This is a genomic window from Pseudomonas sp. AC070 (genome assembly GCF_979258635.1).
In genome coordinates this window covers 1,762,272-1,783,160 of the sequence record NZ_OZ409871.1, presented here as the reverse complement: position 1 = coordinate 1,783,160, position 20,889 = coordinate 1,762,272, and the positions used below count along the sequence as shown (strand labels likewise).

Here is a 20,889-nt window from a genome sequence, read left to right as displayed (position 1 = left end):
ATCCGATCCGGCAGCGTGTCATTGCCCTCCTCGCCCTAGCATGGCTGCACCTTTTGTTCCTCGGGAGTGCGGCCCATGCATGCAGCAAAAACCCTTTTTATCACCGGCGCCCGCAGCGGCTTTGGTCAAGCGCTGGCCACAGAAGCGCTCGCTCAGGGCCACTGGGTAATCGGCACCGTTCGCAGCGAATCGGCGCGAATGGCTTTTATTGCGCTAGCCCCCGAGCGCGCCCACGCGGTGCTGTTGGATGTGACTGACTTTGATGTCATCGATGCCCTGGTCGCAGACGTGGAAAAGCAGTACGGCCCGGTGGATGTGTTGGTAAATAACGCCGGTTACGCCTACTGATGCTGCGCAACGACCTTACTGCCGCGAAGTCGGCGTACCTGGTCGGCTACGAAAGCGCTTCGCAATTCAGCCGCGACTTCAAGCGCGTGTTCGGCCGCACCCCATTGGCCGAAGTGGCGTGGATGAAAAACAGGCGTATGCCTTGCCGGCGCCGACGACGGCTTCACCGTTTGTGTCGTCGCACTGAGGGCTGCTGCGTTCCGTTTGCACTGCACGGACTAGGAATTAAGCGCGCACCCAGCCCTCTTACCGACTCAGCTATTTTCCACCTTGATCAAGCCCGGGTATTGTCACCGCCAACTTAGGAAGCCCATACCAACGGAAGGTGCAAATGTTCTGGAAGAAGAAAAATGCCGTAGTGCGTGTTGAGCTCGTAAACCTACCCAACGCCATCCCGGCATCTGCGGTCGCGATTCCACAACCAGAAACGCCGCCCGCTTTTATCAGCTTCGATGCGTGGTTCAAGCTGGGCGTCATGCTTGTGGCAGTCACTAACGGTTGCCTGCTCATCGCCGGTTATATGCGCCGACTAGGGGTGATGGAGGCTTACGGAATCCAACGGTCCGAGATCAGTTTTTCCATTTCCGACCTGTTGGCCACTGGATATGCACTGGTACTGAAACCTGCGACATCCGGCATTTTGGCTAGCTGCATTGTGGGCGGTGGCCTTATGGTCGCGTGCACCACCTTGGTAGCGCTGACGATTAGGGAAGGCTCCAACAACCAGAGAAATTTTCTGTCTTGGTGTATCGCCACCGCGTTCGCCCTCGCGCTGTTTGCCCCCGTGCTTGCATACATACTCGGGAAAGAGGTGGCCTTTGAAGGCATCGCACCGGCGTTGAACGTCGACAAAAGCGAAATAAAGGCGCTAGAAAAATCGTTCGAAATACCCACGAACGAAGGCCCACTAACAGGCGACTTAATTCTCGCGACTGAAAATTACGTATTCCTACGGGTAGACGCCACCCTCTACAAAATAACGGCCGATACCAACCTGATCGTGCGTAAAACCCATCTGACGCTCCCGATCAAACCGAAGTAATTTCGGGAGCTCGTTAGCTATTCCTGGCAAAGAGAAGCAGACTCCTCGTCTGCTAGCTCAGGACGAAAGCGCTGTGTTTATCCGACAAGCTATGTCCTTTTGCTGCGGCATGTTCGGACTCTTGAATAGCCGGTGCGGGCAACGTCATGCGCAGGCTTTCTCGATACTGCTCAGCCGGCGCTTCGTAAGTAACTTCAACCGCAGCGTCGTAGCTCTCGCGGATGACTGTTTCAATTTCAGCGATATCCGCCCGGAAGAACTCCTTTCGTCCGTTGACCTTATTCAGACGACCTTTGGCGAAGCGTTCATGCAGCTTCGCCTCAAGCGCGGGCGCGTTGTCGGAAAAAACCATCGCATGCACGTCGAACCAGAATGGTACCGATGCGTCGCCGAGTTCATCGACACGGTCCATAGGCTCCAAACGGCGAGTCATGCCAATTTTATAAACGCCTTCGCCAAACGCACCGACGTTTGAAATGACGTAAACGTAGCCGGCTTTGGCATTCTGCTCGCGATAATCGATTAGCTTCTCCTCGCTTTCCAATGCGGCGTGGCCAGCCTCTACCTCGGCGAGTTTGGCCATTAAAGGCACGCGTTCCTCGTCAGTCACGGCTTTGTCTAAACGCGCCTGAAGGTCGCGCAGCGCGGCACTAAAGTGCTTGCGCTCTTTAGCGATTTTCTCGCGCGCGGCCCGAATCTCCTGCTCAAGTTTCTGCTGTTCTCGCAGTTCTTCCCGCGCTCGCTTGGCTTCTTCTTTTTCTTCCTGTTTTTTGAGTTGAAACTCATGAGCAAGATGCAGCTCGTCGAGTTTGAGGGTCAGGTACTTGCTGGACAGCTCTACGCTCATCACCTTACCGAGGCGATTGCAGGCTTCGAATGATTTAAGAATCCGTTTTTCGCCGAGCTCAACGTTGTCAAACTTGACGCTGTCTACGCAAAAATCCGCCTCGTTATTAAACGATCGGATTACCAGCTTGATCATGTCGTTTACGAGCTTGCGGCCTTGAGTCTTGCTTCCGCTCACAGTCCAGTCCATGTTTCCTACGGCTGCTTCACCGCTCTTGATCATTGCCTTTTGGCGCTCGCGGGTGATGTCCAGGCGGGCCTTGTATTCGTGACTGGCATTGAGTTTGAACTTGGGCTCGTACAGCGCGAAGCTTTCCAGAAGTATCGTCTCCTCCCACACGAGGATCTGCGCGCGCAGGTCATCTGCCTGTCGCGCTATCGCGCCCTTGTTTTGTTCCGCTTGTTTGATTTCATGGCGAACGGAAGCAAGGCGGCTCAGTTCCTTTTCGATCAACTGCTGTATTTCAAAAGCCGCCAAGGCGCCGGTCTTACGACTGACTTCTTGCAACTGCGCATAGCGCGCTTGAACAACCGTAAGTTGGCTGTCCAAATCATCCGCGCGCTGACGATGTGCTGGGCCGTTCCAATAGTCGCTAAGAGCCATAGGTTCCTTCCTTACTAGTGAATCGATGCTGATCCGGATTGGCGCACTTTATAACGCAACCCTGAAGCGCAACGGGTACATTTCCTCTTCAGCGATCACGTTCATCAATAGGCCAGACCATGGCAACCGAAATCAGACGTGCCAGACCAGAAGATGCCGAGGCAGTAAGCCAGGTGATCATCGCCGCCCTGCGAATTGCCAATGCGCAGGATTATTCGCCGACCGTCATCGCGCAGGTCGAACTGAGTTTTTCGCCAATGGGAGTCTCGGCGCTCATCAATAGACGAACGGTGTTCGTGGCCTTGGAGTTCGAGCACATCGTGGGAACCGCCAGCCTGGACGGCGATGTGATTCGCTCGGTGTTTGTACATCCGCGATGCCACGGCCGAGGCATAGGCAAATCCCTTATGCAGGTCGTTGAAAGAACTGCTCGGGATTCAGGGATCGAAAAGTTGAGCGTCCCCTCCTCGCTTACCGCTGAGCGTTTTTACGCGCAGCTTGGGTACCGGGCGGTCCGTGAGGTGCTCCACGGGCAGGAAAAAACGATTGTGATGGAGCGAGTTCTGAATCCAGTGCCGGTTAAGTAAGGTGGCGCATAAAGCGGATTTCTGTGAATGGCCCGCTCCCGACCGAACCTACTGCCTGCCTCCAAAACTCGCTCAGTTTCCACTCCCAGATCCCACTACAATCCGCCCTCCCCCAAACGCCCTCTTCCGGAGCACCACCGTGCCGCGTTTCCTCTCGTTGCTTCTCCTGCTGCCGAGCCTGGCGATGGCTGGCACACCCCTTGAAAAAACCGAGCTTTATACCAAGCTGGCGAGCGACTGCCACGATGTGGACCTCACTACCTGGCAGCATCCAACGCGGTTGGTGTTGGAGAAAAACGGCATCAAGCTGAACCGTTTGCAGCTGTGCAATGGCGGCCACTATCCAATTTTCTTTGTCGATTTGCCGTACGACCCGCAAGGCCAAACGTTGGATTTCTTCATGCCGGTGTATGAGCAAATGCATAAAGCCAACGGCAAATGGCCGTATGCGTTTGTCGCTGGCAGCGACGGCCAAGTGGTGTACATCAGCTACCGCGACGATGGCACCATCGCGCGCGATTTTGAGTTTTTTGTAGAGCCATAAGCGGGTCAGCAAAACGCCGCCGCGCCGATGCGGTGCTCAAGGCCGCTGAAGCTTGGCCGATACGGTCTTCAGAACCACGTTAAAAGGAAGCTCAACGTGATGGACCGAGGCATTCGTAGCGCGGGATTCCAGCAACTGGAAAACCGTTTTTACACGCGCTTGCTAAGCAAAGCGCCTGACCCGAACGCGAGCAAAATTGCGCCGCTGCCGGAGAACAAAATGCCGACCGTGGGCATTACCTTGTCCATCGGCACCACGCCAAAAGTAGACCCTTACTCTGACGAACCCAAACGGCTTGATGGCTGGCGCTCCAAGCCGCTGCCGGCCGAATTGCTGGCCTCGGTTAACCAGCAGATTCTGGCCGAAGGCAAAGACGCCGAGGTGTTCAAAGAGAAGCCCGCCAGTGAAGACCCAACGCGTCTGGCCCTCGTCGAGCAGGCCAACCAGTTTCTTTTGGACAAAGCCGACAACCCCTTCTCAGGCCTGAGCCGGCAAACCTTGTCGACCATCAGCTACGACGACACCGGCACCTACACCACCAGCGAAATCGCCGCCGCCATGCGTGAAATGGACGCCGGCGACTCGCGTTTCTGGGACGAAACCTACAAGCGCATCAACGACGCCGAAATCAAGAACGACAACGACAACGACACCAAACCGATGATGCTCAAAGCCCAGCTCAAACTGCTGACGGGCATGAGCGAGGCCGAAAAATCCACGCTCGACTACACCACTTCGTCACTGACCATCGAGCTGGCCGATTGGGAAAACGCAGGTTTTAAAACGCCCGACGCCGTCGACTATCCGGAGCTGGAAGAACCCGAAGCCCGGGTGCTGGCCGCCACCACCGATAAAGAAGGCAAGGCCATCTGGAAGCAGTACGCGGTGAAGCTGCTCAGCGCCGACACCACCAAACTGTCGCTGCTTAACGAGGTGGCCAAGGACGATGCCGCCGCTCCGCCAGCGGCCGGTGCCACCGCCAAAGGCGAGTGGCTTCAGGTGTACGCGCAGATCGATAAGTTTTAAGCCTGCGGCGGGTCACAGGCGGGCGTTAACAAATAAATCGGCCCAGCCGGCAAAAATGAAACGCTCGTCCATACTCAGCCAGCATTGGTCCTACAAGGGACGGGGCTGGAGGCTGCGTATGCTTGATTACATCGCATTGGGAATTCTGTTTTTTGCGGGCTTGGTGCTGTTCTACGGAATTATCGTGATGCACGACATTCCGTACGAAATCGCCGTACACCGTAACCACCCGCACCAGGACGCCATTCATGCAGCAGGTTGGGTCAGCCTGTTTACCCTGCATGCGCTTTGGCCGTTTTTATGGATCTGGGCCATGTTGTACCGCAGCGACCGCGGTTGGGGTTTCAACCCGGCAACCGGTGCCGCGCTGCCCTCGTCCGACTTGGAATTGCAACTGAGCGAACTGCGCGAACGCATAGAGCGGCTCGAGCGCGACGCGGCTGAACCTGAGCCGCCGCAGGTGGAGGTTCCTGCTCCTACGCCGACCCAAGCTGCCATCGACAAGGACGTTTAGCCATGGACTTGCTGCTGATCCTGACGTACACCGCGATCTGCGTGGCCATCTTCAAAATCTTCCGAATTCCCCTGAACAAATGGACCGTGCCCACCGCCGTGCTCGGCGGCATTTTGCTGATCGGTGCGCTGATTTTTGTGATGAATTACAACCACCCCTACTCCGAGGTGGCGCGCTCGTATTTCGTCACCACGCCGGTTATTCCGGTGGTCACGGGCAAGGTCATCGAGGTGCCGGTGGAAGGCAACCGCATGATCGAAAAAGGTGACGTGCTGTTTCGCATCGATCCCAAGCCATTTGAATGGCGGGTCAAAGCCATCAAGGCGCAACTGGTGTCTGCGCGCGCCGACCAGAACCGCGCCAGCGAACTGGTTAAACGCGAAGTGGGCAACCGCCGCAACGTCGACCTCGCCACCGCGCAAGTCGACAACCTTGAAGCGCAGTTGGGCCTGGCTCAGTTCGAACTGGACAACACCGTGGTGCGCGCACCAGCGCGTGGCTTCGTCACCCATGTGTCGTTGCGCCCCGGCATGATGGCCAGCCAACTGCCGCTGCGCCCCTCGATGGTGTTCGTGCCGGATGAAGGTCCGTACTTCACCGCATGGATGCGCCAGAACAGCCAGCTGCGCTTGAGCGCCGGCGACGAAGCCGAAGTGGCGTTCGATGGCATTCCCGGAAAGGTATTCGCCGGTAAGGTCAAGCAAGTGCTCGGCGTAATTGGCGAGGGCCAGGTGCAACCCTCGGGCACCTTGATCAGCTACAGCGGCTCGCCGCCACCGGGGCGCGTGCCGGTGATCATCGAAATCACCGACCCCGCCTACGCCGAGTACGCCGCGCGCATGCCAGGCGGCGCTTACGGTCAGGCGGCGCTCTACAGCGAGCATTTCCACCACGTGGCCATCATGCGCAAGATTCTGCTGCGCATGGCCGCCTGGATGAACTACATCTTCCCCTTCCATTAACAGCCCCGGCGGAGGAATCACCATGGCCAACGCGAAGAAAAAACCCAGCGCCGAATCGACCGCAGGCGGCGAACGGCTCAAACGCAAGGTGTACGACGCCGAGCTGAAAAAGCTCCACGTGGAATTGGTGAAGTTGCAGCAGTGGGTGCAGCAGGAAGGCTTGAAAGTGTGCGTGGTTTTTGAAGGCCGCGACGGCGCCGGCAAGGGCGGCACCATCAAGGCGCTGACCGAACGGGTAAGCCCGCGCGTGTTTCGTGTGGTGGCGCTACCGGCGCCCACCGAGCGGGAAAAAAGCCAGATGTACGCCCAGCGCTACATCACCCATTTGCCCGCCGCTGGCGAAGTGGTGATCTTCGACCGCAGCTGGTACAACCGCGCCGGCGTGGAACGGGTCATGGGCTTTTGTACCGACGAGCAGTCGCACACGTTTTTGAAAGTGGTGCCGCTGTTTGAAAAGATGCTCGTGCAGTCGGGCATCATTCTTCTCAAGTACTGGCTGGAAGTCAGCGCCGAAGAACAAACCCGGCGCCTGCAAGAACGCATCACCGATGGCCGAAAACTGTGGAAGCTCACCGCCATGGACGTGAAATCCTACGGCCACTGGGACGACTACACCCGCGCCCGCGACGACATGTTCGCCGCTTCAGACTCCTCTTGGGCGCCCTGGTACATGGCGCGCTCCGAAGACAAACGGCGCGTACGCCTGAACATCATCAGCCACCTGCTCAAGCAAATTCCCTATAAAGCCGTGGTCGACAAACAGCCGGTGAAACTGCCCAAGCGTGGGCAGATCGGCAAGTACAAGGCGGCGCCTTATCCGTTCAGGATGGTGGCTGAGAAATATTGAGGGGGTAGCGGTAACCGACAAGCCGTCTAACAGGCCCTGCCGTTTTACCGGGAACGTTCGCCGTTTGCGTCGACTCCATTACGAGCGACTTTTTGCAAACGGGGAACGTAAACGTTGTCTGACTCACCCAACGCCAACCGCGCTCAGTGGCGATCTTTTGTGGCGGACACGCTTGCTCTGCTGCTGTTCTTCACCACCACCGGCATCATCAATGAGCGTTTCGTCGCGGGCATGAGCTGGCAACAGGTGTTGGAGGCCCGACTTATTGGCGCTGCATTGATGGTGTTTTGCGGACGGCCCTATGGCCTGTGGCGAGATTGGGTGATGCGCTTCGCCGGCGCTGGTCGTCTGTCGCAGCTGGCCTGGGATTCCTTCGCCCTGTTGAGTTTTCATGTGCCCATCTATGCCGCGTTGCTCGGGTTGGCCGGCGCCGACGGCGAGGCCGTGTTGCGCGGCACCCTGGGCGTAAGCGTAATCATGCTGGTACTGGGGCGCCCTTACGGCGCCTTTCTAAACGTGGTTCGACGCGGATTCGGATTGACTGAGGGTGGCGAACGTCCAATGTCATTGAAACGCTGAAGGCCGGTCCCGAACCTGCTCGCTGCTTACCGATCCTGAGACGACTGGTCCTGCACTGCCGCGTGCGGCTGCTGCAAGGCCGCTGCGCTGAACATCCCTAACGAGTCCAGCGACGGAACGCGGCTCAGGCAATTTCTGCGGCACAGCACTCCCGACTGCAGTTCCCGGGAAATCCGGCTGAGCGTTCCGGCGTTTTCCATCAAGCCCTGGGCTGCGTTCCAGATGCGTGTCGCGGTCTCGTTGTCTTGAGCGTAGCGCGACAGCTCCATGAGCAGCGTGTAGGCCCGACGGCTCTCTACAGAGTTCTGCCGCAATGCCTGGAACATTAACCACGTGGAATTTGCCATCTGATTTTCCTTATAACTGAACTCGCACCAAGCAGTTGCTCGCGCTGATGCGTTTAGCTTTAACGAAGATGTGCAATTCGTTTGTAGGAAAAATTTTAGGCAGGCGTAGGGCTCTCGGGAAACTTCTTTAGCAGCGCAGCCGTGCTCAGTAAATGTCGAAAAAACATGCACCGACGTCGCAGCGCACGCGCCCGCTTGAGCTCGAACCCGTGCGCAACCTTTAAACCACGCTGTCTCGCTGCAAATCACTCACATGCCCGACGCTTGCGGCGACCAATCGCTCAACCAACTCAGCGCGCGCCTTACCGCCGCCTGCGCGCACAAACTCCAGCTCCTTCGCCGTTAGCACCACGATGGGCACCAGCTTGACCGGCGACAGCGGCATGTCATCAAGCGAGTCGTTGAAGTCCGGTTTCGGACCGCCGAGCAGCACGCCCAAGGCGTCGTCATCGGTCACGAAACGGGCCGGTAGCGCGGCGCCGATTGCGCGCGACTGGCTGACGCCCGGCAACTCCATCGACAACGCGCCGTACTGCTCCAACTGCGCGGTAATACCACCGGCGTCAGCCACAATCTGCGCGACGTGTTCGAGCAGCTCAAAGGCCCACGAAGCACTCAAGCTCGACACATCGCCAGGCGTGCCGCGATGCGCCGCGCTGATGTCTGCGGTTTCAACAAACAGCTCCATTTCAAAGCCGTTGCCCAAGCCTTCGGCGTCATCGAACGGGTCGCTCAGGCCGTCGGTGGCCAGAATAATTCGCTCGCCACGGCGCACCACGCGATACGCCTGGCGTGTTGACGGCCACGCCGGCCCGCCTGTGAATGAAGGGCTGAGAAAATACCCCAGCACATCCTTTTCTACCGTTCCCACACCCTGCCAGTGGCGATCCATTGCGGCATGAGTGGCCCTGCGCGCTTCGTCGGCACTGTCTACCAGAGAGGGCTCCGCTAGGCAGCTTGCCTGCCCGGCGGTCGGTGCTGTGGAGGGGCGAAGTGCGTTGCGCAGTTTGTCGAATAAGCTCATGGGCGATCCTTGCGTGGAGATATGAAGAGCCGGTCAAACGCGGTCTCTATAGGAGCGAGCGTGCTCGCGAGCGTGTGATCAACAGCCGCGCTTAATCGTAGGCGAACTGGTCAACCAGCCCCAGCCTGGGCACCCGGCTGTTGGGCAGGAGCAAAGCGCCCGGAGCGATGACGGCATTTGCACCGATTTTGCTGCCATCGCCCACCAGCGCGCCGAACTTGTTTACGGCCGTGTCGATCACCCGATCGCCGTCGCGAATTTTGATATCCGCACCGTCCAGCTCGTTGCGGTAGTTGGCAATGATCGCGCCGGCCTCGATATTCACGCCCTCGCCTATCACTGAATCGCCAACAAAGTTGAAATGCGCCAGCTTGCTGCCCGCCAGCATAAAGCTGCTTTTGATCTCGCAGCTGGGCCCGACGATGCAATGACTGCCAAGGAAAACGCCCCCACGCAAGTACGCGCCCGCCGCTACGAACGCGCCTTTGCCAACAATGATGGCGCCCTTGAGCACGGCGCCTTCTTCGACGGTGGCGGTTTCGTGAATGGCGCAATTTGCGTAGCGCCGATAGCCCTCTGGAAGCCGCGCCAGCAGCGCCCCTACGTGTTCCTCGCACGCCTGTGTCACCTGCCAAGGGGCAGCCGGAGCCAGGCCAAGCGAGTCCCATCGGGCAATAAATGTACGGATATCGGGTTCGTTCAACGCAGCACTTCCTGTCGATTGGGCTCGCAAACGTAGATCGGCGATAGACCAATTAATTCATTCAGTGCACCCAACTGCGGGCACGCCGCGCTAGGCCAGGCGCCTTCGCGCTGATCCATGGTTGTTGCACACGCACCGTCATGTCCCGCCAGACGGCACTAATGCTTATTTCCGGCCGGACGATAATTTGCATACGCCAAAAACAAATCGAGAGCCTCCCTCCATGCGTCAGCTAAAAATTGCCCCTCGAGCCGTCATTAGTTTTTCCCTCATCGGAGTGCTGGTGATTCTGTTGGGTTTGTTTGCCATGTATCAGCTCAAATCCGTACGTCAACAAGGCGAAGACCTCTCCGACAAAGGCATTCCAAGCCTTTCGGCGCTCAGTAGCGTGAACGAAAGCATGCTGCGCCTGCGCATCACGGCCTACCGCCTGCTGGTTGACCGCGACGCAGACAAACTCGCTGCAACGGTGGCGCGTATTGATGAGCTGAGCGGCCAGGTCGATCAGGCATTGGCGCGCTATGAAAAACTGATCGACGATGACCAGGAGCGCGCCCAGTACCAAAGCTTTCAGCGCGTGGTCGGCGATTACAAAGGAGCCAACCGCGAGCTGGTGCAGCTTTCCAACGCCAACCAGCCCGACGCAATGCGTGCACTGTTAGGCGGTAACTACAAAAAAGCCTCAGATGAATTGGGCGTGCAGATGGCGCAGCTGATCAAAATCAACCAAGACGGCGCCGCCGATTCCGATAAAAAAGCGGACGACGGATATGCCGCCGCCATGAGTGGCGTGATGGTGTTTATCGTGGTGGCCGCAGTGCTCACCGGTTTGATGGCGCTGCTGTTCACCCGCAGTATTACCCGGCCATTAACCGAAGCCCTGGCCGTGGCACAGGTAATTGCCAAAGGCGATCTCACCGAGTCGTTCGAGGCGACCGGCACCGACGAGCCCGCGCAATTACTGGCCGCGCTGAAGGTGATGCAACAAAACCTGAAGCAAACCATTTCCGCCATCGCCGACTCCTCCAATCAGTTGGCCTCCGCCGCCGAAGAACTCAACGCGGTCACGGAAGATTCCACGCGCGGGCTGCACCAGCAAAGTAACGAGATTGACCAAGCCGCCACGGCAGTGAATGAAATGACCGCTGCGGTCGATGAGGTAGCGCGCAACGCCGTCGCCACCTTCGAAGCGTCCAAAGAATCGACCCAGACCGCCAAGCATGGTCAGCAACAGGTCACCAAAACCGTAGACTCCATCGGCCTGCTGTCGGACGACGTCACCCGTACCGCCGAACAAGTGAGAAACCTGGGCGACGGCGTGAGTAGCATCAGCAAAGTGCTCGACGTGATTCGTGCCATTGCCGAACAAACCAACCTGTTGGCACTCAACGCCGCCATTGAAGCGGCGCGAGCAGGTGAAGCCGGGCGCGGTTTTGCGGTGGTGGCCGATGAAGTACGCGCCTTGGCGCACCGCACGCAAACCTCGACGCAGGAAATCGAGCAGATGATCGGCACCATTCAGCAAGGCTCGGCCGGCGCCATGAGTGCGATGGAAACCAGCACCCAGCGTGCTCGCCAGACCCTTGAAATTGCTCAGGATGCCGGCGGTGCCTTACAGCGCATCACCGATGCGATCAGCCAGATCAGTGAACGGAACCTGGTGATTGCCAGCGCCTCGGAAGAGCAAGCCCAGGTGGCTCGCGAGGTTGATCGAAACCTGGTCAACATCCGCGACCTCAGCGTGCAAACCTCTGCCGGCGCTAACCAAACCACGGCTGCGAGTCAGGAACTGTCCCACCTGGCGACCAGCCTGAATGGGCTGGTGAGCCGCTTCAGGGTGTAAACCTCGGCTAAAGCCCCACGCAAAGCCCGGCCGACGCCGGGCTTTTTGGTGGTTACACCGGCGCATCCAACAGCACCCACAGCTCGGTAATTTTGCCGTCACTGATGCGCGCCACATCCACGCCGCTCACCACCACCGGCCCATTTTTCGGCCCGGCCTGCCAGCGCAAGTGGCCCAAGCCATGGTGCCCAACTGCGGGGCCGGTTGGGGTGAAGGCGAAGTCGTGGCCAAACTGTTCAAGCAACGCGCCCGCCACTTCGCTGATGGCGGCTTGGCCGTGGACGATGCCGGCCGGTTCATACAGCGTCGGCGCGCTGGCGAACAGGTCGCTCACGGCGCTGGCGCGCGTGGCGGCGTTGCGTTCATTGAATACACGCTCAAGGTTGGCGCGCAGCAGCGCGTCGAAATCGGTTTCGGGTGTTGCCGTTGAATCGTTCATGGATCACCTGTTCGGAAGGTTGCAACGTCGCCGTCTGACGACGTGGAAGGTTGCGTCATTAGGCGGTGAAGCCACCATCTACAAGCAGCTCAGCGCCGCTGACAAAGCCGGCCTCGGGACTGGCCAGGTAAGCCACCGCACTGGCGATGTCTTTGCCTTCGCCATACCGGCCCACGGCGATGTTGGGGCGAACAAAGTCGGCGACGGCGCCGTCGGCGGGGTTCATGTCACTGTCTGTTGGACCTGGGTGCACGGTGTTCACGGTGATGCCGCGCGGCCCCAGGTCGCGTACCAAGCCACGGCTGAAGCCGGCCACTGCGCCTTTCGTCAGGGTGTACACCGAGGCCGTGGGGAAGGCGGCGTACTGCACCATGGAGCTGCCGATGTGAATAATGCGGCCGCCCTCAGCCATGTGTTTGAGCGCTTGCTGCGTGGCGACGAATACGCCGGTCACGTTGACGGCCAGAATCCGTTGGAAGTCGTCGAAGGCGATGTCTTGCGGTGCGCCGAGCACGCTGATGCCGGCGTTGTTAACCAGAATATCGATGCGACCAAAACGCTCAGCCACGTCCTCGATGGCGGCGCGAACCGTGTTGGCATCGCCGGCATCAGCTCGCAGCGCAACGGCCTGGCCACCCGCGGCGATAATGGCGGCGACCACGGCTTCAGCACTGCTTGCCGAGGCGTTATAGGTGATGGCGACTGTGGCGCCGTCGGCGGCCAGGCGCTTGGCAATGGCGGCACCGATGCTGCGTGAGCCGCCGGTAACGATGGCGATTTTGCCGGTGAGTGAGCGTGTGTCAGTGGTCATGGTTAAAGCCTCGTGATGGGTTAAGTGAGGCTATAAGACGCTTTTTGTTCTTTCGTCAGTAGCGGGTAATCACTAGTATTGCTTTCAAGTAAAACTTGAAGGCTATAAGCCGTGGAAACCTTTGCCAACCTGTTGTCATTCGTACGCAGCGCTGAAAGCGGAAGCTTTTCAGCGGCGGCGCGGCGCCTGGGGCTGACGCCAGCGGCGGTCAGCCGTAACGTCGCGCAGCTGGAGGCCAACCTCGGCGTGCGCCTGTTCCAACGCAGCACCCGGCGCATCACGCTTACCGAAGCCGGCGAGCGTTTTTTACTGACCGTAGGCGGCGGCCTGGAGAGCGTTCAAGCGGCCATTGCCGACGTCACGCAAAATGCCGGCGAGCCAGCCGGCGTGCTGCGCCTGTCGGCGGCGCCGGGGTTTGGGCGGGACATTTTGCTGCCGTTGATGCCGGCGTTTTTGCAGCGCTATCCGGGCATCGTTCCGGAGTGGTACCTGGAAAATCGCCAGGTCGATCTGGTCGCCGAAGGCTTCGATGCGGCGATTGGTGGCGGCCTGGAATTGGCGCCCGGGCTGGTGGCGCGCGAATTGGCGCCGGCTCATTTAATTCTGGTTGCGGCGCCAGACCATGTGGAAGCACGCGGCCGCATCAAGCGTTTGGAAGACCTGAGCAAACTCGACCACTTGGCCATGCGCTCAGTGCAAACCGGCAAAGTTCGAAGTTGGTTAATGCAAGGCCCGAAAGGCCAACAGGTGCCGCTTGAATTGTCGCCGCGCCTGTTGGTCAACGACCCGCAGGCCCTGTGCCAGAGTGCTCTCTTGGGCTTGGGCGTGGCGCTGCTGGCGGTGTCCGATGTGCTGCCCTATTTGCAAGACGGTCGGCTGCAGCGGCTGCTGCCCGACTGGTACGTGGATGCCGGGCAGATCTCGCTGTACTTCTCCAGCCAGAAATTGCTGCCAGCAAAAACCCGGGCGTTTGTCGACTTTCTGGCCGAGCACGCCCGTGTTCAGCAATGGGCCACACGTTTTCGCGCGCGGCCTTGAGCGCCAGCGAACGGCGCGCTCAGTCCTTGGCTTGCGACAACGGCCGCGCCACTGTTTCCAACGACTGACGCTCCGCCGCCACGCCCCAGATGGCCTGCACCACCGCCGCCATCACCATCAGCCCGGCGCCGATCAGGTAGCCGATAAACAGGTTGCCCCGCTCACCGCTTTCAATCAGTTCGCCGAACAGCGTTGGGCCGATGATGCCGCCCAGGCCGGTGCCGAATGCATAGAACACGGCGATGGCCAGGGCGCGAATTTCCAAGGGAAAGGTTTCCGCCACGGTCAGGTACGCCGAGCTGGCAGCGGCCGAAGCGAAGAAGAAAATCACCATCCAGGCGATGGCCTGTTGCGTGACGTCGAACCAGCCTTGCTGGAAGCAATAACCGCTGATGACCAGCAACACGCCAGAAATCGCATAGGTGGCGCTGATCATGACGCGGCGCCCGACTACGTCGAACAACCGGCCGAGCAACAGCGGACCGCAGAAATTACCCAAGGCCAGCGGCAACACGTACCAGCCCACATGCTCGGACGGCACGTTGTAAAAGTCGGTGAGCACCAGCGCATAGGTGAAGAAAATCGCGTTGTAGAAAAACGCTTGCGCAGTCAGCAGCGTCAAGCCGACCAAGGAGCGCTGGCGGAAGGTGTGAAACAGGGTGTGGAAAATTTCGCTTAACGGCGTGTGGTCGCGGGCGTGCAAGCGCAGCGGTGCGCTGGTGATGGCCGGCAACGTGTGGCCGTGCTCGATCATGCGTTGTTCGATGCCTTCAACAATGCGCCGTGCCTCGTCGGGCTGGCCGTGAATAAGTAGCCAGCGCGGGCTCTCCGGCAGCCACAAGCGCATCACCAAAATCACCAACCCCAACACCGCCCCAATGCCGAAGCACAGGCGCCAGCCCATGTCGCCGCCCACCACTTGCGGGTCGAGCAGCACAATCGCCCCGCCCGCGCCCAGTGCTGCGCCCAACCAGAAGGTGCCGTTGATGGTGAGGTCAACCCAACCGCGATAGCGCGCCGGGGTGAACTCCTGAATGGTCGAGTTGATGGCTGTGTACTCCCCGCCGATGCCCATGCCGGTGAGGAAGCGGAACAACAGAAAGGTTTCCAGGTTGAAGGAAAACGCCGTCGCCGCCGTGGCGCCCACGTACAACCACAAGGTGATAAAGAACAGCTTGCGCCGTCCCAGCCGGTCAGTGAGCCAGCCAAACAGCAGTGCGCCAAGCACCGCGCCGGCAATGTACACGCCGCCGGCCAGGCCGATATCGGCGTTGTCCATGTGCAGTTGCGGGCTGTCTTTCAGCGCGCCGGAGACAGAACCGGCCAGGGTTACTTCCAAACCATCGAGCAACCAAGTGATGCCCAAGGCGAACACTAACAACGTGTGAAAGCGCCCCCAAGGCAACCGGTCGAGCCGGGAAGGAAGGTCCGTTTCAAATACTTCGCCAGGCTGGTAGGCACGCTCCACTGAATTCATCGCCGCATCCTTCAGGTCTTATTGTTAGGTTGGGGTCCTAAGGTTTAAGAGCCAGCGCAGCGAGCGGGAGTTCAGAGGTTCTTTGGTGAGCCGCCCGACCGTGGATGCGGTCGGGCGCCGCTATTCAGACCTGCGCCTGACCACCGTCGACAAAAAGCTCAATACCATTGACGAAGCTGGCGTCATCCGAGGCCAGGAACAGTGCCGCGCTGGCAATTTCCTCTGCTTCACCCACGCGCCCCATCGGGATTTGCGATGCCAAGTAGTCGAGCAGGCCCTGCTGTTGCGCGGCGTCCGGGCCGGCCAGGTCGACCAGGCCCGGCGTGCGGGTGGCGCCCGGGCTGATGGTGTTGATGCGCACGTGACGGTCTTTCAGATCCAGAATCCAGTTACGTGCAAACGAGCGAACGGCGGCTTTCGAGGCGGCGTACACGCTGAACGCCGCCGTGCCGGAACTGCCTGCCGTGGAGCCGGCAAGAATGACGGACGCCTTGTCTGCCAGCAGTGGCAGCGCTTTTTGCACAGTGAACAGCACGCCCTTTACGTTGCGGTCGAAGGTGTCGTCATAGTGCTGTTCGGTGATCTCGCCCAGCGGCACCATCGAGCCACCGCCGGCATTGGCAAACAGTACGTCGATGCGGCCGTGAGCCTCACCGATGCGGCGGTACAAGGCATCGAGTTGGTCCAGTTGGGTGGAATCCACTTGTACGCCGGTGGCGTTGCCGACTGCCGCTACGGCAGCCTCCAGTTCTGCCTGGCGACGCCCGGTGATATACACGTGAGCGCCTTCCTGAGCGAAGCGTTTGGCAGTGGCCAGGCCGATGCCGGAGGTGCCGCCGGTGACGAGTGCGATCTTGCCTTCGAGTTTATTGGTCATGGTGTTTCTCCCGTTTGCAGTGAGTGAGTTGCGGTGTGGGAGAAGCGTATCGACGCGAGCATCCTTTCAAAATAGAATTGTATGAAAGCCATCATTGCAGAATTGAAATGAGCAGACTTCCCGATTTCGAAGGGTTGGCAATGTTTGCCAAGGTGGCCGAAGAAGGCTCGTTCGCCGCCGCGGCGCGGGTAATGAGCGTGTCGGTGCCGACCGTGTCGCGAGCCGTGGCACGGCTGGAAGAGCGGCTCGGCGGGCGCCTGTTCAACCGCACCTCGCGCCAGCTTTCGCTGACAGAATTCGGCGCCAGCATGGCCGCCAAGGCCGGCGATATTTATCGGAAAGCCGAAGAAGTCGAAAGCGAAGCGCAAGAACTGTCGGTACAGCCGCGGGGCCAGGTTCGGCTGGCCATACCAATGGCTTTCGGCCTGCGCTGGGTCGCGCCGCTGATGCCAACCTTGTTGCGTCAGTTTCCCGAGCTCTCGGTAGACCTGCACCTGTCCGACGCCTCGGTAGACCTGATCGCCGAGGGCTTCGACGCCGCCTTGCGCATCGCCGTACTGCCCGACTCGTCGCTGGTGGCCCGGCGCTTATGCGGCGTCGCGCAATACCTGGTCGCCGCCCCCGCGTACCTGCAAGCCCACGGCCACCCGCAACACCCTCAAGACCTCGCCAACCGTCCGTGCCTGAGCTACGCCTACCGGGCACGCAGCCAAGTGTGGCGCTTCACCCACGACGACGGACGCGAAGAAGACGTGGTGCCGACCGGCCCGCTGCGCGTCACTAACTCCGACGCGCTGTTGCCGGTATTACTCGAAGGGCTGGCCATCGCTGAACTGCCAGAATTCATCGCCAGCGAATACCTCGCCGACGGCCGCCTCGTCGCCCTGCTCCCCCACTGGCACATGGCGCGCGGCGGCCTGTATTTCGTGACGCCCTCCTCACGCACCCGGCCGGCGAAGGTGAAAGCGCTGGCCGACTTTTTCGCCGAGCATTTGAGTGCGCCGGTGTGGCAGCGGGAGGGCTAGAGAATATCGTCCACCACCCCACCATCCACCCGCAAAGCCGCACCGGTGGTGGCAGATGCCTGAAGCGAGCACAGATAGACGACCATATTGGCCACCTCCTCTACCGAGGCCGCGCGCTGGATGAGTGAAGTTGGCCGGTGCGCCATGACGAATTCGGCGGCGACGGCTTCGATGCTTTTGCCGGACTTGGCGCGCTGTTCTTCGAGCATGGTGGCCAGGCCGTCGGATAAGGTCGGGCCCGGCAATACGCTGTTCACGGTAACGCCGCTGCCGGCCACGCGTTTGGCCAGGCCGCGCGAGACGGCGAGCTGGGCGGTTTTGGTGACGCCGTAATGGACCATGTCGGCCGGAATGTTGCGGCCCGATTCGGAGGAGATAAACACCACCCTGCCCCACTTGCGCTCAACCATGGCCGGCACCAGCGCGCGGCTCAGGCGCACGCCGGACATGACGTTGGTTTGCCAATAATTTTCCCAGCAGGCGTCATCGGTTTCGAAGAAATCCACCAGCCCATAAATGCCGGCGTTGTTGACCAGAATGTCGACGGCGGGCAGCGCGGCGAGTAAGGCGTCGGCACCGCTGGCATCGCCCAGGTCGGCGACCACGCCGGTGAGGGTGGCGTTCGGCGCCGTTTCGCGCAGGCGGGCCAACGCTTTCTGTACGGAGCCATCGCTGCGGCCGTTAACAATCACGCTGGCGCCGCTTGCCGCCAGGCCCTCTGCAATGGCGAAACCGATGCCGCCGGTGGAGGCGGTAACCAAGGCTGTCTTGCCGCTCAAGTCGATGTGCATGCCGCGTTCTCCGTAAATGCCAGGCGCCGGCCTGGCGGGTGATTTAGGTCGCTCACCAGCGTAGTAGCGCATGGGAAGGTTTGCCGGAGCGCAGCAGTAGTCGGGCCGGATTTATTTCGGTGAAGCGCTTAGTCGCTGCGCAGAAACCTTGTGCGCTTTCGCCGTTCACGTAATCCAAACGGTTACGCGCAACGAAAAAAACAGGGGGAGTTATGCCGCGTCTTCCAGTGATTGGCGTTACGGCCTGCTCGTATCAGATCGGCCCACACGCGGTGCAAATCAACGACGACAAGAACTCACAAGCCATTGCCACCACGGCAAAAGGGATGCCGCTAATACTGCCGCAGTTCCCGGATTTACTGGCCTTGGCCGATATCATCGATTCGCTCGACGGGCTGTTTTTCACCGGCGCGCCCTCCAATATCGAACCCCATCATTACGGTGGCCCACCGAGCGCGCCCGGCACCGAGCACGATGACGCACGCGACAGACAAGCGCTGGCCTTGTGGCGCGCCGCGATAGACGCCGGGCTGCCAGTGTTGGGTGCGTGTCGCGGTTTGCAAGAGCTGAACGTGGCCTTTGGCGGCACGTTGCATCAGTCGCTAAAAAGCTCGCCCCTGCAGCACGAACCGCCGGACGACGAACCCATCGAAGCGCAATACGCGCGTATTCATACCGTCACCGTGCAACCGGGCGGCGTGCTGGAGCAGTTGGGACTCAAGGGTGTACTGAAGGTCAATTCGGTGCACGGCCAGGGCATTGCCGACGTCGGCAGCGGCTTGCGTATCGAGGCGGTGGCAGAAGATGGCTTGGTGGAAGCGCTGTCGGTGGAAGGCAGCCGCGCGTTTGCGCTGGGCGTGCAGTGGCACCCGGAATGGCAGGTGACCGATAACCCGGATTACGCGGTGATTTTTGAAGCGTTTGGGCAGGCGTGCCGGGAGCGGGCGAGTCGGCGCTGAGCTTGGAGAATAACGTTTGCAGCTATCGAGGCTGAAGCCTCTCCTACAGGTACGGCGTTGCGCGGCTGTCTGGGCATTCCCTGCCAATTTATTCGGCACGTTTGTACTTTCTGTGCTTGGTTAAACCAGGGTGGCGCCGCTCTTATGGTAAGAGCGCGCGAGCAGAGAGACAGGCGATGTCAGAACCGACGCAGAAGCTTCGATTGAGCGCTTTGGTGGCGCTGGTGGTGGGCTCGATGATTGGCGGCGGGATCTTTTCGCTGCCGCAGAATATGGCTGAGCGCGCCGACGTGGGGGCGATCATCATTGGCTGGTCGATCACGGCGGTTGGCATGCTGGCCCTGGCGCTGGTGTTTCAAACCCTGGCCAACCGCAAGCCTGAACTGAACTCCGGCGTCTACGCCTACGCCAAAGCAGGCTTTGGCGACTACATGGGCTTTTCCTCGGCGTGGGGCTATTGGATCAGCGCCTGGCTGGGCAATGTCGGCTACTTCGTGTTGCTGTTCAGCACCCTCGGTTATTTCTTTCCGGTATTCGGTCAAGGCAATACGCCTATCGCCATCGGCTGCGCGTCGTTGCTGCTGTGGTCGGTGCATTTTCTGGTGCTGCGGGGCATCAAGGAGGCAGCGTTCATCAACCAGCTGACCACCGTGGCCAAGGTGGTGCCGCTGGTGACCTTCATCGGCATCACCTTTGTGGCCTTCGATGCGAACATTTTTACCCGCGATATCTGGGGTCGTAGCAGCCCCAACTTCACCAGCGTGATGGACCAGGTGCGCAACATGATGATGGTGACGGTGTTCGTGTTTATCGGCATCGAAGGCGCCAGCGTGTATTCGGCGCGGGCCGAGAAACGCTCGGACATCGGCCGCGCCACGGTGCTGGGTTTTCTCGGCGTGCTGGCGTTGTTGGTGCTGGTCAATCTGCTGTCGCTGGGCATCATGACCCAACCGGAATTGGCCGCGTTGCAGAACCCGTCATTGGCCGTTGTGCTGGAACACGTTGTCGGGCCATGGGGCGCGTTATTCATCAGCGTCGGTCTGGCCATTTCGCTGCTGGGTGCGTTGCTGTCGTGGGCCCTGCTGTGCGCTGAAATTCTGTTCTCCACCGCCAAAGACAACACCCTGCCGGCCTTCCTGAAAAAGGAAAACGCCAACCACGTGCCGGTGAATGCGTTGTGGCTGACTAACGCGATGATCCAGCTGTTTTTGCTGATCACCCTGTTCTCGGCCGGCACCTATACCAGCCTGATCTACCTCGCCTCGTCGATGATCATGGTGCCGTACCTGTGGTCGGCGGCGTACGCGCTGCTGCTCAGCCAGCGCGGCGAAACCTACGAGCAAGACGCCGGCGCGCGCCGTAAAGACCTGATCGTCAGCGCCATCGCCTTGGTCTATGCCGTGTGGTTGTTGTACGCCGGCGGGGTGAAATACTTGCTGCTGTCGGCGCTGCTGTACGCACCCGGCGTGCTGCTGTTTGCCAAGGCCAAACGTGAGCAAGGTGAACCTGTGTTTACCACCATCGAGAAGCTCATTTTTGCCGCCGTTATCGGCGCCGCGGCGCTCGCTGCCTATGGGCTGTATAGCGGCGGGCTGTCGCTGTGAAACGGTTGGCGCACCACGCGACCGCCCGTTAACCGAGACAGATGACAGCCGC

Annotated in this window: 22 protein-coding genes and 3 pseudogenes; 16 read left to right on the top strand and 9 right to left on the bottom strand. The window is 60.0% G+C overall.

The genetic code is table 11. The annotated features are described in order from the left end of the window. Positions 1 to 75: 75 nt before the first annotated feature. The 3 genes and pseudogenes from ACZZ0Q_RS08075 to ACZZ0Q_RS08065 all read left to right on the top strand — a co-directional run. Positions 76 to 345: pseudogene (locus tag ACZZ0Q_RS08075) on the top strand (SDR family NAD(P)-dependent oxidoreductase); the annotation flags it as partial. Then, a pseudogene (locus tag ACZZ0Q_RS08070) lies at positions 339 to 535 on the top strand (helix-turn-helix domain-containing protein); the annotation flags it as partial. The pseudogenes ACZZ0Q_RS08075 and ACZZ0Q_RS08070, both read left to right, overlap by 7 nt. Before the next feature lie 144 nt (positions 536 to 679). Further along, entirely contained in the window at positions 680 to 1,390 is a 711-nt protein-coding gene (locus ACZZ0Q_RS08065; protein ID WP_463560440.1) for a hypothetical protein, read from the top strand. Positions 1,391 to 1,442: 52 nt separating this feature from the next. Here the strand turns inward: ACZZ0Q_RS08065 and ACZZ0Q_RS08060 are convergent, their stop codons facing one another. Next, positions 1,443 to 2,840 (bottom strand): SNIPE associated domain-containing protein, encoded by a 1,398-nt coding sequence (locus ACZZ0Q_RS08060; RefSeq protein WP_463539420.1) that lies wholly within the window; start codon positions 2,838 to 2,840, stop codon positions 1,443 to 1,445. Positions 2,841 to 2,959: 119 nt separating this feature from the next. Between ACZZ0Q_RS08060 and ACZZ0Q_RS08055 the strand changes: the two genes are divergently transcribed. From ACZZ0Q_RS08055 to alaE, 7 genes are all read left to right on the top strand, one after another. Next, positions 2,960 to 3,427, top strand: a complete 468-nt coding sequence (locus ACZZ0Q_RS08055; protein ID WP_463539421.1) for a GNAT family N-acetyltransferase — start codon at positions 2,960 to 2,962, stop codon at positions 3,425 to 3,427. Positions 3,428 to 3,566: 139 nt separating this feature from the next. Continuing rightward, a complete protein-coding gene (locus ACZZ0Q_RS08050) occupies positions 3,567 to 3,971 on the top strand; it encodes a hypothetical protein (RefSeq protein WP_463539422.1) in 405 nt (134 codons plus the stop codon). Positions 3,972 to 4,067: 96 nt separating this feature from the next. Further along, positions 4,068 to 4,997 (top strand): hypothetical protein, encoded by a 930-nt coding sequence (locus tag ACZZ0Q_RS08045; RefSeq protein ID WP_463539423.1) that lies wholly within the window; start codon positions 4,068 to 4,070, stop codon positions 4,995 to 4,997. 118 nt (positions 4,998 to 5,115) lie between these two features. Next, positions 5,116 to 5,511 carry a DUF3302 domain-containing protein gene (locus tag ACZZ0Q_RS08040; RefSeq protein WP_463539424.1) on the top strand — a complete coding sequence of 132 codons (396 nt, stop codon included), beginning with the start codon at positions 5,116 to 5,118 and terminating at the stop codon, positions 5,509 to 5,511. Positions 5,512 to 5,513: 2 nt separating this feature from the next. After that, entirely contained in the window at positions 5,514 to 6,473 is a 960-nt protein-coding gene (locus ACZZ0Q_RS08035) for an HlyD family secretion protein (RefSeq protein WP_463539425.1), read from the top strand. Between the two features lie 22 nt (positions 6,474 to 6,495). Continuing rightward, positions 6,496 to 7,320 carry a polyphosphate kinase 2 gene (gene ppk2, locus ACZZ0Q_RS08030; protein ID WP_463560438.1) on the top strand — a complete coding sequence of 275 codons (825 nt, stop codon included), beginning with the start codon at positions 6,496 to 6,498 and terminating at the stop codon, positions 7,318 to 7,320. A 114-nt stretch (positions 7,321 to 7,434) separates the two neighbouring features. Next, entirely contained in the window at positions 7,435 to 7,899 is a 465-nt protein-coding gene (alaE, locus tag ACZZ0Q_RS08025; protein ID WP_463539426.1) for an L-alanine exporter AlaE, read from the top strand. A 26-nt stretch (positions 7,900 to 7,925) separates the two neighbouring features. Here alaE and ACZZ0Q_RS08020 read toward each other — a convergent pair whose 3' ends face one another. From ACZZ0Q_RS08020 to ACZZ0Q_RS08010, 3 genes are all read right to left on the bottom strand, one after another. Next, positions 7,926 to 8,246 (bottom strand): hypothetical protein, encoded by a 321-nt coding sequence (locus tag ACZZ0Q_RS08020; protein ID WP_463539427.1) that lies wholly within the window; start codon positions 8,244 to 8,246, stop codon positions 7,926 to 7,928. A gap of 220 nt (positions 8,247 to 8,466) precedes the next feature. Then, complete coding sequence (locus tag ACZZ0Q_RS08015; protein WP_463539428.1) at positions 8,467 to 9,270, bottom strand: suppressor of fused domain protein; 804 nt, start codon at positions 9,268 to 9,270, stop codon at positions 8,467 to 8,469. Between the two features lie 91 nt (positions 9,271 to 9,361). Continuing rightward, the gene (locus tag ACZZ0Q_RS08010) at positions 9,362 to 9,973 is read right to left on the bottom strand and encodes an LbetaH domain-containing protein (RefSeq protein WP_463539429.1); all 612 of its coding nucleotides are present in this window, start codon (positions 9,971 to 9,973) and stop codon (positions 9,362 to 9,364) included. A gap of 223 nt (positions 9,974 to 10,196) precedes the next feature. Here ACZZ0Q_RS08010 and ACZZ0Q_RS08005 point away from each other — a divergent pair. Both ACZZ0Q_RS08005 and ACZZ0Q_RS08000 read left to right on the top strand, forming a co-directional pair. Then, positions 10,197 to 10,961: pseudogene (locus ACZZ0Q_RS08005) on the top strand (MCP four helix bundle domain-containing protein); the annotation flags it as partial. Then, positions 10,953 to 11,816: a methyl-accepting chemotaxis protein gene (locus tag ACZZ0Q_RS08000; RefSeq protein WP_463542215.1), complete on the top strand. Its 864-nt coding sequence runs from the start codon at positions 10,953 to 10,955 to the stop codon at positions 11,814 to 11,816. The pseudogene ACZZ0Q_RS08005 and the gene ACZZ0Q_RS08000, both read left to right, overlap by 9 nt. Positions 11,817 to 11,868: 52 nt before the next feature. On the opposite strand, the gene ACZZ0Q_RS07995 is transcribed toward ACZZ0Q_RS08000, so the two are convergent. Together ACZZ0Q_RS07995 and ACZZ0Q_RS07990 are read right to left on the bottom strand one after the other, a co-directional pair. Further along, positions 11,869 to 12,255, bottom strand: coding sequence for a nuclear transport factor 2 family protein (locus ACZZ0Q_RS07995; RefSeq protein WP_463539430.1), 387 nt, complete (start codon positions 12,253 to 12,255; stop codon positions 11,869 to 11,871). Positions 12,256 to 12,313: 58 nt separating this feature from the next. Further along, positions 12,314 to 13,066 (bottom strand): SDR family oxidoreductase, encoded by a 753-nt coding sequence (locus ACZZ0Q_RS07990; RefSeq protein ID WP_463539431.1) that lies wholly within the window; start codon positions 13,064 to 13,066, stop codon positions 12,314 to 12,316. A 111-nt stretch (positions 13,067 to 13,177) separates the two neighbouring features. On the opposite strand from ACZZ0Q_RS07990, the gene ACZZ0Q_RS07985 reads away from it, so the two are divergent. After that, entirely contained in the window at positions 13,178 to 14,104 is a 927-nt protein-coding gene (locus tag ACZZ0Q_RS07985; protein ID WP_463539432.1) for a LysR family transcriptional regulator, read from the top strand. A 19-nt stretch (positions 14,105 to 14,123) separates the two neighbouring features. On the opposite strand, the gene ACZZ0Q_RS07980 is transcribed toward ACZZ0Q_RS07985, so the two are convergent. Both ACZZ0Q_RS07980 and ACZZ0Q_RS07975 read right to left on the bottom strand, forming a co-directional pair. After that, complete coding sequence (locus ACZZ0Q_RS07980; RefSeq protein WP_463539433.1) at positions 14,124 to 15,581, bottom strand: MFS transporter; 1,458 nt, start codon at positions 15,579 to 15,581, stop codon at positions 14,124 to 14,126. 124 nt (positions 15,582 to 15,705) lie between these two features. Next, entirely contained in the window at positions 15,706 to 16,458 is a 753-nt protein-coding gene (locus tag ACZZ0Q_RS07975; protein WP_463539434.1) for an SDR family NAD(P)-dependent oxidoreductase, read from the bottom strand. A 107-nt stretch (positions 16,459 to 16,565) separates the two neighbouring features. Between ACZZ0Q_RS07975 and ACZZ0Q_RS07970 the strand changes: the two genes are divergently transcribed. After that, positions 16,566 to 17,483 carry a LysR family transcriptional regulator gene (locus ACZZ0Q_RS07970; protein WP_463539435.1) on the top strand — a complete coding sequence of 306 codons (918 nt, stop codon included), beginning with the start codon at positions 16,566 to 16,568 and terminating at the stop codon, positions 17,481 to 17,483. Here ACZZ0Q_RS07970 and ACZZ0Q_RS07965 read toward each other — a convergent pair. Continuing rightward, a complete protein-coding gene (locus tag ACZZ0Q_RS07965; RefSeq protein ID WP_463539436.1) occupies positions 17,480 to 18,274 on the bottom strand; it encodes an SDR family NAD(P)-dependent oxidoreductase in 795 nt (264 codons plus the stop codon). The genes ACZZ0Q_RS07970 and ACZZ0Q_RS07965 overlap by 4 nt on opposite strands. 212 nt (positions 18,275 to 18,486) lie before the next feature. On the opposite strand from ACZZ0Q_RS07965, the gene ACZZ0Q_RS07960 reads away from it, so the two are divergent. Both ACZZ0Q_RS07960 and arcD read left to right on the top strand, forming a co-directional pair. Next, entirely contained in the window at positions 18,487 to 19,233 is a 747-nt protein-coding gene (locus ACZZ0Q_RS07960; RefSeq protein WP_463539437.1) for a gamma-glutamyl-gamma-aminobutyrate hydrolase family protein, read from the top strand. Between the two features lie 176 nt (positions 19,234 to 19,409). Further along, positions 19,410 to 20,837 carry an arginine-ornithine antiporter gene (gene arcD / locus ACZZ0Q_RS07955; protein ID WP_463539438.1) on the top strand — a complete coding sequence of 476 codons (1,428 nt, stop codon included), beginning with the start codon at positions 19,410 to 19,412 and terminating at the stop codon, positions 20,835 to 20,837. Positions 20,838 to 20,889: the final 52 nt, after the last annotated feature.

Excerpts from the sequence above, each read along its gene's own strand:
- ACZZ0Q_RS08065 (WP_463560440.1), top strand. The coding sequence starts at position 680 with ATGTTCTGGAAGAAGAAAAATGCCGTAGTGCGTGTTGAGCTCGTAAAC.
- ACZZ0Q_RS08060 (WP_463539420.1), bottom strand. The coding sequence starts at position 2,840 with ATGGCTCTTAGCGACTATTGGAACGGCCCAGCACATCGTCAGCGCGCG.
- ACZZ0Q_RS08055 (WP_463539421.1), top strand. The coding sequence starts at position 2,960 with ATGGCAACCGAAATCAGACGTGCCAGACCAGAAGATGCCGAGGCAGTA.
- ACZZ0Q_RS08040 (WP_463539424.1), top strand. The coding sequence starts at position 5,116 with ATGCTTGATTACATCGCATTGGGAATTCTGTTTTTTGCGGGCTTGGTG.
- ACZZ0Q_RS08035 (WP_463539425.1), top strand. The coding sequence starts at position 5,514 with ATGGACTTGCTGCTGATCCTGACGTACACCGCGATCTGCGTGGCCATC.
- ppk2 (WP_463560438.1), top strand. The coding sequence starts at position 6,496 with ATGGCCAACGCGAAGAAAAAACCCAGCGCCGAATCGACCGCAGGCGGC.
- ACZZ0Q_RS08020 (WP_463539427.1), bottom strand. The coding sequence starts at position 8,246 with ATGGCAAATTCCACGTGGTTAATGTTCCAGGCATTGCGGCAGAACTCT.
- ACZZ0Q_RS08015 (WP_463539428.1), bottom strand. The coding sequence starts at position 9,270 with ATGAGCTTATTCGACAAACTGCGCAACGCACTTCGCCCCTCCACAGCA.
- ACZZ0Q_RS08000 (WP_463542215.1), top strand. The coding sequence starts at position 10,953 with ATGCAACAAAACCTGAAGCAAACCATTTCCGCCATCGCCGACTCCTCC.
- ACZZ0Q_RS07995 (WP_463539430.1), bottom strand. The coding sequence starts at position 12,255 with ATGAACGATTCAACGGCAACACCCGAAACCGATTTCGACGCGCTGCTG.
- ACZZ0Q_RS07990 (WP_463539431.1), bottom strand. The coding sequence starts at position 13,066 with ATGACCACTGACACACGCTCACTCACCGGCAAAATCGCCATCGTTACC.
- ACZZ0Q_RS07980 (WP_463539433.1), bottom strand. The coding sequence starts at position 15,581 with ATGAATTCAGTGGAGCGTGCCTACCAGCCTGGCGAAGTATTTGAAACG.
- ACZZ0Q_RS07975 (WP_463539434.1), bottom strand. The coding sequence starts at position 16,458 with ATGACCAATAAACTCGAAGGCAAGATCGCACTCGTCACCGGCGGCACC.
- ACZZ0Q_RS07970 (WP_463539435.1), top strand. The coding sequence starts at position 16,566 with ATGAGCAGACTTCCCGATTTCGAAGGGTTGGCAATGTTTGCCAAGGTG.
- ACZZ0Q_RS07965 (WP_463539436.1), bottom strand. The coding sequence starts at position 18,274 with ATGCACATCGACTTGAGCGGCAAGACAGCCTTGGTTACCGCCTCCACC.
- ACZZ0Q_RS07960 (WP_463539437.1), top strand. The coding sequence starts at position 18,487 with ATGCCGCGTCTTCCAGTGATTGGCGTTACGGCCTGCTCGTATCAGATC.
- arcD (WP_463539438.1), top strand. The coding sequence starts at position 19,410 with ATGTCAGAACCGACGCAGAAGCTTCGATTGAGCGCTTTGGTGGCGCTG.